Origin of the sequence: Winogradskyella thalassocola, assembly GCF_900099995.1 — a bacterium.
Taxonomy (GTDB): Bacteria; Bacteroidota; Bacteroidia; order Flavobacteriales; family Flavobacteriaceae; genus Winogradskyella; species Winogradskyella thalassocola.
The window spans coordinates 35038-48325 of the sequence record NZ_FNCZ01000009.1 but is presented as its reverse complement, the minus strand read 5'-3'; the positions used below and the strand labels follow the sequence as shown (position 1 = coordinate 48325).

The window sequence follows — 13288 nt, the reverse complement described above, 5'->3', positions numbered from 1 at the left end:
TTTAAGATTATGGATACTAAAGAAAGTATACAACGGTTAGCAGAATTTTCTTCAGAAATACGTGAAATCACACTTAAAAGACTCGAAGAAGTTCCTGATGGATTTATAAATTGGCGATTAAATAATACGGCTATGAGTTTTGCCCATTTGGTAAAGCATATAATTGATGTGGATGAACTCTTCTTTAGCCTTTCAACAACCAATAAAAGAACCTTTAAATGGGAAATGGGTTCTGAAGAACCTCACTTAGATGTTGATGAAACTATATACAAAAGTTTGATTAAAACCTTAAAATCTAATGGTGAAAAACGAAACGTTATAATTTCTGAGTTTAATGCTACAACCATTAACCATTTCGTTCGTAATGAAAAAGGAGAAGAAATGACATTTTGGTGGTTTATTATGCGCAAGGTTTTAGAACACGAAACTTATCACAGAGGGCAAATTGCTGCTTACTTAAAAGTTTTAAAAGGTGAGTCTTCTCAACTTTAAAAAGCATGTTTTTATTATATTTTAATAATATCCGTAGGTGTTTCTACCAATATGGTTATGTTGCCTCGCAATGCAATGGGTTGTTTCATGATTTCAGGATTGTTCCGTCTCGTCTTTATCCAATCCACTGAAGAAAAATCATGATGCTCAAATTGCGATTTATAAGCTCGATGTTCTTGGTTCACTAAATCTTTTATTTCTATATGTAATCTATCAGCCAATTCTGCGATTTGTGTTCCTGTAAGAGGTGTTTTTAAAATGTCTATTTCTAGAATAGGTAATCCTTCGGCTTTGGCATATGCCAAAGTTTGTTTTGCTCTTACAGATTTAGAGCTGTAAAACAAGGTAATTTGTCTGTTTGATGTTGCAATCTCTCCCATAATTAAAATATTTTAGTATTATTCATATCTCAATGCATCAATAGGATTCAATTTTGCCGCTTTACGAGCAGGGAAATAGCCAAAGACGATTCCTATCAATGTTGCAAATCCAAAACCTATTAATATGGAATAGGCAGCAGTAGGTATGTAAAAGTTGGTTACTTTATAAATAATTTGATTGCCAATCACACCAAGAGCAACTCCTATAACACCACCTGCCAAACTCAATGCAACCGCTTCAATTAAAAATTGGGTAAGAATATCACTTTCTCTAGCACCAATAGCTAATCGTGTTCCTATTTCTCTTGTACGTTCGGTTACAGAAACAAGCATAATATTCATAATTCCAATACCACCAACAATTAGTGAAATACTGGCAACAGCTCCTAATAATAGCGTTAAAACTCCTGTTATATTACTTGTAATTTCTTGTAACTCAATTTGTGTCATAATTTCAAAATCATCTTCATCGTTCGCTTTAATTTTATGAGACTCACGAAGCAATTCTGTTGCTTCTATTTTTGCATCCACAATATGATCTTCACTTAAGGCACTTGCCAAAATCATATTATAACCTCTTTTTCGATTTCCAAATATTCTGTTTTGTATTGTTGTATATGGTGCCAAGACTATATCGTCCATATCTTGTCCCATACCACCAGATCCTTCTTCTTTTAATAAACCCACAACGGTAAAGGGAACTTTGTCTATACGTATTTGCTTGCCAATAGGGTCTTGCCCAGGAAACAGCTCTTTTCGTATAGTTTGTCCAATTACGCAGAATTTTTTTGCAGTTTTTACATCTTCATCACTAAAGAAACTACCAAATTGAATTTCTCTACTTGTGATATAAAAATAGTCGTAAGAAACGCCATAAACCATTGTAGATTTGTAACCATCTGGCCCAATAGCTTGTGCACCAATGGCTAGTAAAGGGGATAAGTTTGGCATATAAATAGCATTTTTTTGTAATATTTCAAAGTCTTTTTTATAAATAGGCTTACCCATTCTCACATTTATACCTGCCTTATGCTCAGATTTAGTTTGTATCATTAAGAGATTAGTTCCTAGGCCTGAAATTTGATTTTGAACCTGCATTGTTGCACCTTCTCCTGCAGAAATGGTCATAATTACAGCAGCAACGCCAATAATAATACCCAACATAGTAAGAATACTACGTGTTCTATTTTTATTAATAGCCTGAAAAGCAACCTTTAATATTTTTAATGTCTGTTTCATGTGTTAATATTTATTATTTTTTAACGAGACACATGCTGTTCATTAATAATCATTAACTTATCTGTTAAAACCTTTAGTTAATTCGTTTCAGCTATTCTATAGGTTCTGCGGTTAACTCCAAATCTTTTAATGCGCTTTCTTTAGTACTACGATCTTTAATAATTTCATCGGTTAGTATACGACCATCTCTCATATAAATCATGCGTTTTGCAAATTGGGCTATTTCTGGCTCGTGGGTAATCATTAAAATGGTTTTTCCTTCATTGTTAAGTCGCACAAATAAATCGGCTACCTCTATGCTGGTCTTACTATCTAGATTTCCAGTAGCTTCATCGGAAAGAATGAGTGCAGGTTCATTAACTAGTGCTCTTGCAATTGCAACCCGTTGTTGTTGACCTCCAGAAAGTTCGTTGGTTTTATGGTAAATTCGGTCCTCAAGACCCACTTCTCCTAAAGCTTTTATTGCTAATTCTTTTGAGTTTGAAAACCGACCAGTTCTATCGTAAACAAGTGGTAATTCTACATTTTCTAATGCGGTTGTACGTGATAAAAGATTATAACTCTGAAAAATGAATCCTATTTTTTGATTTCGGATATCTGCTAGTTGGTTTTTACTCAGCTTATTTACATGAACAGCATCCAAATAATAGTCTCCTGATGTTGGTTGGTCTAAACAACCCAAAATATTTAAAAAAGTTGATTTACCTGAACCTGATGCTCCCATAATAGCCACAAATTCTCCTTCTTCAATAACCAAATCAATATCAGTAAGCGCATAGACTTCTATATCTCCATTTTTGAAAACACGACTTATTTTTTTTGTTTCTATGACTTTTTTTAAAGGCATAACTATTTCTCTTTAGACTTGATACCATTAATGACTTTGATATTTTCTGATATTTCAGAACCATCAAGAAATCTTTTAATTTCAGATTGTAAACCAGTTTTAATTCCTATTTCTATAAATTTGAAATCTAGCGCTTCTTTTTCATTCTTATAAAAGAAGCCATCAATGTGGTTGGGTAAATTTTTCTTAAAATTTGTTGGTGTATATATTTCGGAATTATTTATTTCTTTATTGAATTTTTGTTTGAGTGAATCTGGAAGAATTCTATTTCCTTTTTCTTTCAGTAATGGCTTAACTTCTTCTAGCATGGCTTCGTTGGGTCTAAATCGTAATGCCGAATTATTTATTAAAAATACATCCTTTGCAGTTGCTGTAATAAATTCTAGATTAGCGGTCATACCTGGTAACAGTAGTCCTTTTTTATTATCAACAGAAACGACAACTTGGTAATTAACCACATTATTTATTTCAATAGGCTGTAATCGTATTTGGTTTACAATGCCATAAAAGTCTTTTTCCGGATAGGTTTGTACTGTAAAACGTACTTGCATGCTATCTTTTATATAACCAATATCGCTTTCATCCACATCGGCTAGAATTTGCATTTTAGATAAATCTTCGGCAATAATAAACATGGTAGGTGTAGCAAAAGATGCAGCTACGGTTTGTCCTTCTTCAACACTACGTTCTGTTACGGTACCACTTATAGGTGACGTAATATGTGCATAGCCAATGCTTACTTTTATGTTTTTTACAGAAGCCATTGCAGCTTTTTTTGCACTTACAGCTTGGTTGTATGCGTATTTTGAATTGGTATACTCTTTATTTGAAATAACACCTTTATTATATAATTTTTTATTTCGTTCATATTCATCTTTAACCTGATTTAGTTGTGCTTGGCTAACAGCTACATTAGCCTCTGCGCTATGTAGATTAGTGTTCAGTAATTTTAAATCCATTTCAGCTAAAACTTGTCCTGCATTAACCTTATCATTATAATCTACATAAATCTTTGTGATAGTTCCAGATATTTGAGTACCAATTTCAACGGTGTTTATGGCTTCTACCGTTCCTGTACTTGATACATCTGCCTCAATATTTCCTTTTTCTATAGCAGTATAAGTATAGTCTAGTTTTTTGCTGTTAAGCGTTGGCTTTAGAATAAAATAGACGATTACAACGATAACTATAATTCCGAGTATGAGCCATTTTGACCTTTTCATTTTAATCTGTTTTCTGTACTAAAATTATCTCAAAATCTTAAGAAAAACTATGATTTGAATCAGTTTGCATAGAATCCTTAGTGTAAACATTAGTAAAACTATTAGGTATTTAAAAAATAAGCCTATTGAAAAATGTTTAATGATTTTGAGAGGTAAACTGCGAGCTAAAAAGTTATATTACTAATGAGATTTATTTATATATTACCATAAACAGGAACTATAAAGTTTCCGTTTAAAAAAGACTTTGGGTCAATATCACTTTGTAAAACAGTTCCTTTGTACCGAGATTCAAGTAACATTTGTGCGCACTGTATTATAGGTGTTGCAGTAGTTGTTTGGATAGCTCGTAATTGATGCTTGCCCACTTTTTGTGGTAAAATTTGCTTTGAAATTTCTCGTCTTCTTAATATGCTATTTTTGTCTTTACCTTGCACCGCAACATATAGTATGATTTGGTCATCTTCAATATGTGGAATTTGTTTTTCCATAATTTGCTGTAAGGCTTCAATAGGTTTTTCAAAAGTGGCTAAGTTATTAATTTGCTCTTGTATCCAAGGGTAGTGACCAGGATGTCTTAAGGTTTTATAGTCTAGTATATTGACTTTTCCGGCTAAAGCATCTGGTAAATTAGCAGCACCTCCAGATGTTAAATCGTCTTCATAAGTAATTCCATCAATTATTATTGTAGCTCTTTCGGTTAATGAAGGAAGTCTTGTTTTCTTGAAATCACGAATCACTTCTGCATCTTGTATATATTCTGTAGCAACACCAACAGGACTCCAAGTGAAGCCATAATAATGAGGGACAACAGCATTTTTTGTAAGTGCGCCTACTTTAAATTCTAACTTGTCAACTTTATGTACTTGGTAGTCTTTACAGAATTCTAGAAAAAGATGGTTTGCCAATACATTAATATAGCCAGGTGCAAGACCTGATTGTAGCACAAAACCAGTGGTTGCATTTTTTGCTAATTTTATGATTTGTTGGGTTTCTGTAATATATTCGGTGAGGTTAGCATAATGCATATAATAATCTTTGGCATAACCTGCCATTTTCGGTGCTTGCGTTCCTGGTAGGCAATCTAGAATGATTTCTCCCTTATTAAATACACCTTTCATCTCTTTAGTAAGACCTTCTTCAGAAATATGAAAGGGTATCAAAATACAAGATTTGGTAATGCCATTTTCAATCCATTGGGCTAGTTTTTTTGCTTTAGAAAGTGTTCTATTGCCTATGTAAATTGTTAGCGGCACTTTACTCCATTCTGCAAGTATTAGTGCCACGGCCTGGGCAATGCCACCTGCTCCAGCTATTATAATAGTATGGTGTTTTTTCATGTGTTAATATCTTCTTTTTTAATTGTTATTTGAAGTTTAGTTAGAGCAACATGTATAATTTTGTAAGTGTTATTTTACCTTTTTTCGCTTTGTATTCTTAAAGCCAATCTTAGGTCTAGAATCTAGTTTCTTTTGTTCCAATTCCTCTTCTAGTTTTTTATATCTACTAATGTCTTTTATAGTTACAACTATAGCAACTATATGATTTTCATTATCAATTATGGGTCTGCCGCTTAATAAAACCCTGCGCATTTCATTGGTTTCTAAATTTTTTAATATTACATCTACGTTTTCTGTGATTTCGCCATTTAAAGCACGTTCTGCTGGAAGGTTTTGAGCCGGAAATATTTTTTTTTCGTCTGGAAACAGCACTTTAAAATGGTCAGAAAAATTTATAGAAATTTTAGAATCATCTTCTATTTCAAAAAGGGCGTTGGCAACATCGTTGGCTAATATCACTTCTTTGTTGGCATTTGCAACAAGTACTCCATCATTAACATTTTCAATAATCATATTTAATTGTTGTTGACTTTGATAAAGAGCATTTAATGTGTTTTCTTTTTCATCTTCAAGCTTTAGTTTTTCAGTAATATCTGTAACAATAGCGTATAATGTCCCTGTGGTTTTATCTGCTGCCGCATTCCATGACAACCATTTAACTGAGCCATCTTTGCATAACCAACGATTTTTAAAATTTATTAGGTTTGTTCCTTTTTTTAGTTTTTTTATTTCTTCTTCTGTAGAGGCAACGTCTTCTGGAAAAATAAAAGATTTATATGGTTTACTTAAGAGCTCTTCATTGCTGTAGCCTAACAGTTTACTTAAAGATGGGTTTGTTTTTATGAATTTATCTTGTGACGCAACAACCAAACTATCTATAGACATATTAAAAAAAGCATCGGCAGCCTTTAGGGATTCTGAGAGGTTTTTTCTTTCAGTTATATTTGTAGAAATGGTTCCGATAGCATACACACGGTTTGAAGTATCTTTTAAAGGGAACTTAACTGATAAAAAGGTATGCGCACCTTCCGGTGTTTCTATAAGTTCTTCCACTTGAATGTCTTTTCCTGCTTTAACAACATCCAAATCTGCACTTCTATATCTATCCGCAATGTCTTTTGGTAAAAAATCTGCATTTGTTTTTCCTATTAAATCAGCTTCTTTGTCTTCAAATAGGGATTGATATTGTTTGTTAATTAATAAGTATTCACCATTAATTTTTTTTACCGAAATAGCGTTTGTAGTGTTATCAATAATAGATTGTAGTAAGTTTTTATTTTTGTGTAATTCTAGTTCAGACTGCATTTTTGCTTTAAGTTGTGCGTTCAGAATAAAAAAAACGGTGGTTAACATTCCTAGGGAAAGCACAATTAAAGACAATGATACCCAATGCCATAATTTACTGGTAGATAAGGGGAGTTGTCTCCAATAAATTAGTCCAAGTGCTATAATTACAATTATGTTAACCACATAGCCTATTAAAATTTTTCTTTCAATCGAGACTTTCATTTCCTTGTATTTAAGTTAGCAAATAGTAAACATTCTAATTTTTCTGGAATTGTTATAATTATTTTAGTATTTCTATTGTCAATTGTTTAATAGTGTTTTGTTAGTTGAAAATGCAGTTATTTTTATCTCTTAATAGAAATTATTTATAATTTTTAATGTTAAGAAGTAAAGATAGTATGGTTTCTTTTTTTAGTAAATGACCTAGGTCATTTACTAAGTAAGGTTAGGAATGTAAATTTGGTTTTTAATCAATAATAGTATTGACATGAAAACTATTTTATACGCTACTGATTATTCTGAAAACTCCGAATTAGCTTTAAAATTTGCTTACAATATGAGCATAAAATTAGAGGCTAAATTATTGGTTATTCACGTTTTTGATTATCCAACTTTTTTTGATGATATCACCTTAAATCCCGAAGCTCCGTTTCCTGATATTGAAGGCCATGCTTTTAAAATTCACAACAGAAAGCTTCATACGTTTTGTAACCGTGTTTTAAAAAAGGATATAGCCACTTTAAATATTACAATAGAGGCTATAGAGGATAGGTCTGTAGTAAATGGTATAGTAAACAAAGCGAATAATGTGGATGCTTTGTTTATAGTTACCGGAATGAAAGGCTCTAGTAAATTACGTGAATTGATTATGGGTAGTATCGCTAAAAAGCTAATTAAAAAAGCTCCTTGTCCTGTTTTAGTAATTCCTAGTGATTCTGTAAAAATAGAAATTGAAACTATTGTATATGCAACAGATTTTGAAGAAGAAGATTTTGGTGCATTAGCTAAGTTAGCCGAAATAGCTAAACCTTTTAATGCTAAAATTAGTGTTGTTCATTTTTCGTCATCAGAAGAAACTGTTCTGAAAAAGCAACAGGAAGAATTGAAAGAAAAACTACAAAAACATATTAATTATGACAATCTAAAGTTGGATATTTTATATGCAGATGATGCCTTTAAAGCGCTAAAAAGTTACTACAGAAATTCTAACGCAGACCTAATAGCAATGCTAGAACGTGAGGATAAAGGAATAACCTCGAAGGTATTTCATCGTGATTTAGTAAAACGAATAGAATCTTATGGTAAAATACCTTTACTAAGCTTCAATGCAAAGAATTACGGAATATTTCATTTAGAATAAGAGATTAATTTAAATTATTTGAACGATGACAAGACGAATATATAGAATAGTAATTGTAATAGCCGTTGTATTATGGATTTGTATTTTTATTGTAAAAGACTCGTATTCAAATAGTTTTTTAATTATTGCTTCTTCACTAACATTTTTGGCGTTTAGTTTTGGTATTCATGGATTGATTGCATATTCTATTCATCCTCCTTCTACAAACGGTAAGTTGATTACATTTCCACTTTTAATGTGGATGCTTTGGGCTGTAATGTTTTTGGTATTTGTGTTTTTAATTATTCCTGTTTATTGTCCTGATTTTTTGATGGATATGTGATGAGGATTTTTAAAAATTGAAAATAATGTAACTTAATTATTAAGAATTATGAAAGCAACTATATATGTAATTATAATATTGATTTTAGTGAGTTGTTCATCTGTTAAGATGACAGATACTTGGGTTGATAAAGAGCTTATTATTTCTAAACCTAAAAAAGTGTTAGTTGTTGGATTGACAGATAATTTAACGGCAAGAAAAATTTTTGAAGAACAATTAAAAACAAAACTTAAAAATAGAGGTATTGAAGCTATTGAAAGCTATAATGTATTTAAACCAACGTTTACAAGTTTAAAGCAAACAGAAGAAGATATTCAAAATGAAATAGTAAAACTTACTAACGATGGTTTTGATGCAATATTGATATCAGCAGTTAAAGGTGTTGATGAAAAAGAATCATATAGTGGTGATAAATATATTGTGGATTATTATTGGCGAGGTTTTGGTCTTTATTATTTTCTATATCAAGATGTTTACCTTACTGAAGGTTATTATGAAAAATATAAAGTCTACCACATTGAATCTTCTTTGTATAATTTGAAAACAAAAGATGAAAAATCCTTGGTATGGGTAGCCTCTTATGATTTAGTAGATCCTAAAAAAATCAATTCTTCTGTTTCAAAATATGTAAAAGCCATAATAAACGCATTGGAGAAAGAACAAATTATACCTAATAAATTATAAAATAATATTAATTTGTTTAAGCTAAAACCATTATATCATTCTTAGAATAGGTATAAATATTGATGGTTTTTGTAGAGCAAGAGATTATTTTAAACTTATTGTTTTGTTATTTTTTGGTATGTAATTGTTTCCCTTTTAGCAAAACAGAAAGAATCTATCTTTAAAGCACCTTGATTGGCCAGGTAATAACTAATAAGTTTTGGTGTAATATTTTAGTAAATCACTCGTTGGTTTATGCTAGACTAATAATGACTATTTAGTTAGTATCGTTTATTTTGTCAATAATGCTATGAAAATAGGTTTTAAACTGATGTTTCTCACGCTCTAAGTTTTTGCTATTCTGTACAACATCCTAACGGCCACCTTTAGTTGATGTACCAGAAGCATCATGGGTGTTAAAATATTCCATATTAGATTGTACGGTTACATTTTTTTATTTTCATTGTTATTTGTCACTATATCAGTTTTTTTATTCAACTAAATCCCTATTTTTTCATATCAATTGTTTTTTCAATTTCTTAAATCGTGCATAACTAGTATAGGGACTTTGGTGTGAAATGATATGCTCTTTACTAACGGATTGGTTAAAATACTTCCGAAAAAGGCGTGTTTTTTATTGATAAAAGCAACCATGTCACTATCTCTACTTTCAATGAAGATACTTATAGCTGTTTCAACCAAGTTGTGCGATAAGAAATGAGGTTTGTGGTTTGTAGCTTTCAATATTTCTTCTAACAACTGCTTATTTTCTTTCTGTTCTTTACTTAACTCGGCTTTTTCAGAAATATGAAGTGTTATAATTGTTGCATCAGATGTTTTTGCAATATTTATAAGATGTTTCAATTCTCTTCTTTTGTAATGTGTTTTGTAGCTGGTAGGAAATACAATTTCCTTTGGTATTACCGATTTTCCATTTAGAGGAACAACAATCACTGGACAGTTCCTCACTTTTTCCATAACGTATATTGCTGTACTACCAAAAAAGGTTGCTCTAGAATTCGTTTTCCCTTTAGTACCCATAACTACCATTTCTATATCTTTCTTTTCTACAACATCTTTGATAGCCTCTATATGATTATTAAAAACAGAAATAGTGCTAAAATAATGATTAGGGTTGTCATATTCGGTCATGGCAATCATATCGTAAATTTTTGCTAAACCATTTTCAGAATCTAATTTTCTTCTTTCGTACAATTCAGTTCCAGATTCCATATTCATTAAGTCTTCGATTATGTTATCATCTGCTGTAAACACGTTTAGTAAATAGAAGTCGCAAAGCTCATTTTTATAAAGTTCTATAGCGTAATGCATTGCTTTTGTAGCATTTTTGGAAAAATCTGTGGGTATTAAAATTTTATGTCTCATGACTGATGTATTTACATTGTAATGATAAAATTAGCCTACCCGTCTATAATATGAAATGATCTATATCAGATTAAAGACGAAATAATCAAAACAGGAATAGTGGGTTTAAAACCTGTTTTTTAATAACATGATGTCTATACTGCAATTATGTATTGAGGTCTCAATTGTATTTATAAAGTAAAAGGTGGTTTTTTGATACTTAAAGAATTCTAGCGCTTATTTAATGGCATTCATAGCGTTTTCTGAAAAATCTGCTGGAAGTAGAATGGATAGCATAATAATTGTTTTTAGATTTCATTGATAAAATTGAGGTGTAAAAAATCTAAAAACTATGATATATATCAGATGGTCATTTTAGCAATCAATACTATTATTTAGACTGCACTTTTGAAGTACTTGATGGTCTTTACTGCCATATCTATAAATAGTGATGCCTTTTAAGCTTAAGTTCCAAGCTGTCATATAAATATCAGAAACCTCTTGAATGGTAGCTGTCTCTGGAAGATTTATGGTTTTTGAAACTGCATTGTCTGTGTGGTTTTGAAATGCCTTTTGATGTTTTAAATGGTAGTACCACGGAATATCCAAGCTGGTTTGAAAAATGGATTTAATTGATTTTGATATTGATGCTATATGTTGAATACTTCCGGTTTTTATGACCTCGCTTTCAACTTCTTCAGACCATAGATTTATGGCTTTCATTTTCTGAAGAAAAATCGCATTAATTTCGGTTTGTGTTTTTCCACCTAAAATACCTACTCTGTTGTAAGCTAAAGCAAATAAAGGTTCAATTGAGTAGGATGTATTCGCTATTACTGAAATAGTACCAGTAGGCGCAATGCTATTGCAAGTAGCATTGCGTAGTTTTTGATGTGAATAATGTAAACTATCTTTCCAATTGGTAAAAGCACCACGCTCTATTGAAAGATTCTCTGAAGCTTTATAGCTTTCTTTTTTAATAAATGACATGAGTTTTTTAGCTAATTGAATGGCATCTTCAGATGCATATGGAATTTCCAATAGAATTAGTAATTCTGCCCAACCCATAACACCTAATCCAATTTTTCGGTTTTCAATTGTTATGGCTTTAATCTCTGGAATCAAATAATGGTTTACTGAAATTATATTATCTAAAAACCTAATGGATAAATGGATGGTTTTTGAAAGCGTTTTCCAATCTATTATATAAATGTCGTTATGAAATTTCAATATTTTAGATAAGTTTATTGAACCTAAGTTGCAGCTTTCATAATCAAGAAGTGGTACTTCTCCACATGGATTGGTGCAGGATATTGTTCCTGCTCTTGGTGTTGGATTACTTATATTGATGGTGTCCAAAAAAATAAGCCCTGGATCTCCAGATAACCATGCCTCTTTTATAATCAGTTCCCAAATGGCTTTAGCACTAACGGTTCTGTCCACTTTTTTGGTTCTAGGATTTACGAGTTGCCAATCGAGATTATGGATAACTGCATTCATAAAAGCATCTGTAATGCCAACCGAGATGTTAAAATTCTCAAGGGTTTTTTTGCTCGATTTTGACCTTATAAAATCTATAATATCAGGATGGTCAACATTAAGTATTCCCATATTGGCGCCACGGCGTTTACCACCTTGCTTAATTTGTTCTGTAGCTGCATCATAGATTTTCATAAAGCCAATAGGTCCTGAAGAAGTGCCGTTAGTAGACGTTACCAAATCATCTTTTGGTCTTAATTTTGAAAAATTAAACCCTGTGCCGCCACCACTTTGGTGTATAAGCACTGTATTTTTTAAGGTCGTAAAAATGCTTTCTAAATTATCTTTTACGGGTAATACGAAGCAGGCGCTTAATTGACCGTTTTTGCAACCAGCATTCATTAGTGTTGGCGAGTTTGGTAAGAACTTTAAACTGCTTAAAAGCTTATAAAATTGTGTTTCATAAAATGAATTCTTTTCTTCATTGCTCGATACAAATTTTGCGACGCGTTTGAATAAGGCTTGAGGTGTCTCAATGGCACAACCATCTTTACTTTTTAAAAGATAACGTTCTTCTAAAATTTGAATAGCATTATTGGAAAGAATACACATGACATTTTTAGAGTTACAGTTAAGGTTTTAAAATTCCTTTTCTTTTGTTGAGTTGTTTTTCTAAATCATCAATGGCACCTCTAACAGCCATTTCATGATTTTTTTATTAGAAGACGCAAATAGTTTTGGACCAGAAAGACTCAATTCAATTTTACAAATTCTAGTATTTCTTTTTGAGTCATTTTCTTTTTTAAAGAAGACTTCTGTGTTAATTAGCACGTCGTTTTTTTTGTTCTATTTCATTAATTTTTTAATGGTGTTGCTTCAAGGCTTTCGCTTGTTAACGTATATTATAAATTGAATATTTATTTTCATGTCTAATATCTTAATGGGTTATGGACATAAAGCTATAATGATAACTCTCATTTTGAAGACGTTTTCTTATGGTTGCATTTTTTATGTATAAACTTTACGGAACCAAAAAACGGGAAGCTTAAACTTCCCCTTTCAACCGAAACATTCAATTTTATTCATTAACCTTTATTATCGCTATACGTCAATCTGTTATGATTTTACTATGCTTTTTAGTTAAAAAATAGCTTCAAACATTTTATAACGTAGATTTTCATTTTACAATGAAAAAACGTGTACGTTATAAAAGCAGGAAACCGAAGTTTCCTGCTTTCTGGATAAGCTTAATATTATTGATTCTCTCATAGCACTTCCGATAGAATTTTTTATT

Annotated in this window: 12 protein-coding genes; 4 read left to right on the top strand and 8 right to left on the bottom strand. The window is 31.3% G+C overall.

Features of this window, described 5'->3' with window-relative positions:
- Positions 1-9: 9 nt before the first annotated feature.
- Positions 10-492 carry a DinB family protein gene (locus BLT80_RS16645; protein WP_092470062.1) on the top strand — a complete coding sequence of 161 codons (483 nt, stop codon included), beginning with the start codon at positions 10-12 and terminating at the stop codon, positions 490-492.
- A gap of 14 nt (positions 493-506) precedes the next feature.
- Here BLT80_RS16645 and BLT80_RS16640 read toward each other — a convergent pair whose 3' ends face one another.
- From BLT80_RS16640 to BLT80_RS16615, 6 genes are all read right to left on the bottom strand, one after another.
- Positions 507-872, bottom strand: a complete 366-nt coding sequence (locus tag BLT80_RS16640; RefSeq protein WP_092470060.1) for an arsenate reductase family protein — start codon at positions 870-872, stop codon at positions 507-509.
- 18 nt (positions 873-890) lie between these two features.
- On the bottom strand, positions 891-2111 hold the full coding sequence (locus BLT80_RS16635) for an ABC transporter permease (protein ID WP_092470057.1): 1221 nt from the start codon (positions 2109-2111) through the stop codon (positions 891-893).
- Between the two features lie 91 nt (positions 2112-2202).
- A complete protein-coding gene (locus BLT80_RS16630) occupies positions 2203-2958 on the bottom strand; it encodes an ABC transporter ATP-binding protein (RefSeq protein ID WP_092470055.1) in 756 nt (251 codons plus the stop codon).
- A gap of 2 nt (positions 2959-2960) precedes the next feature.
- Entirely contained in the window at positions 2961-4181 is a 1221-nt protein-coding gene (locus tag BLT80_RS16625; protein ID WP_092470053.1) for an efflux RND transporter periplasmic adaptor subunit, read from the bottom strand.
- 194 nt (positions 4182-4375) lie between these two features.
- On the bottom strand, positions 4376-5518 hold the full coding sequence (locus tag BLT80_RS16620) for a saccharopine dehydrogenase family protein (RefSeq protein ID WP_092470051.1): 1143 nt from the start codon (positions 5516-5518) through the stop codon (positions 4376-4378).
- Between the two features lie 69 nt (positions 5519-5587).
- The gene (locus BLT80_RS16615; protein ID WP_092470049.1) at positions 5588-7027 is read right to left on the bottom strand and encodes a PAS domain-containing protein; all 1440 of its coding nucleotides are present in this window, start codon (positions 7025-7027) and stop codon (positions 5588-5590) included.
- Positions 7028-7292: 265 nt separating this feature from the next.
- Between BLT80_RS16615 and BLT80_RS16610 the strand changes: the two genes are divergently transcribed.
- Genes BLT80_RS16610 through BLT80_RS16600 form a run of 3 tightly spaced genes read left to right on the top strand, consistent with a single transcriptional unit; the run spans position 7293 to position 9171 of the window.
- Complete coding sequence (locus tag BLT80_RS16610) at positions 7293-8165, top strand: universal stress protein (RefSeq protein ID WP_092470047.1); 873 nt, start codon at positions 7293-7295, stop codon at positions 8163-8165.
- Between the two features lie 25 nt (positions 8166-8190).
- Positions 8191-8487 (top strand): hypothetical protein, encoded by a 297-nt coding sequence (locus BLT80_RS16605; protein WP_092470045.1) that lies wholly within the window; start codon positions 8191-8193, stop codon positions 8485-8487.
- 48 nt (positions 8488-8535) lie between these two features.
- Entirely contained in the window at positions 8536-9171 is a 636-nt protein-coding gene (locus BLT80_RS16600) for a hypothetical protein (RefSeq protein WP_139181093.1), read from the top strand.
- Between the two features lie 510 nt (positions 9172-9681).
- Here the strand turns inward: BLT80_RS16600 and BLT80_RS16595 are convergent.
- The gene (locus BLT80_RS16595; RefSeq protein ID WP_092470041.1) at positions 9682-10536 is read right to left on the bottom strand and encodes a universal stress protein; all 855 of its coding nucleotides are present in this window, start codon (positions 10534-10536) and stop codon (positions 9682-9684) included.
- A 354-nt stretch (positions 10537-10890) separates the two neighbouring features.
- On the bottom strand, positions 10891-12606 hold the full coding sequence (locus BLT80_RS16590) for an adenosylcobalamin-dependent ribonucleoside-diphosphate reductase (protein ID WP_092470039.1): 1716 nt from the start codon (positions 12604-12606) through the stop codon (positions 10891-10893).
- Positions 12607-13288: the final 682 nt, after the last annotated feature.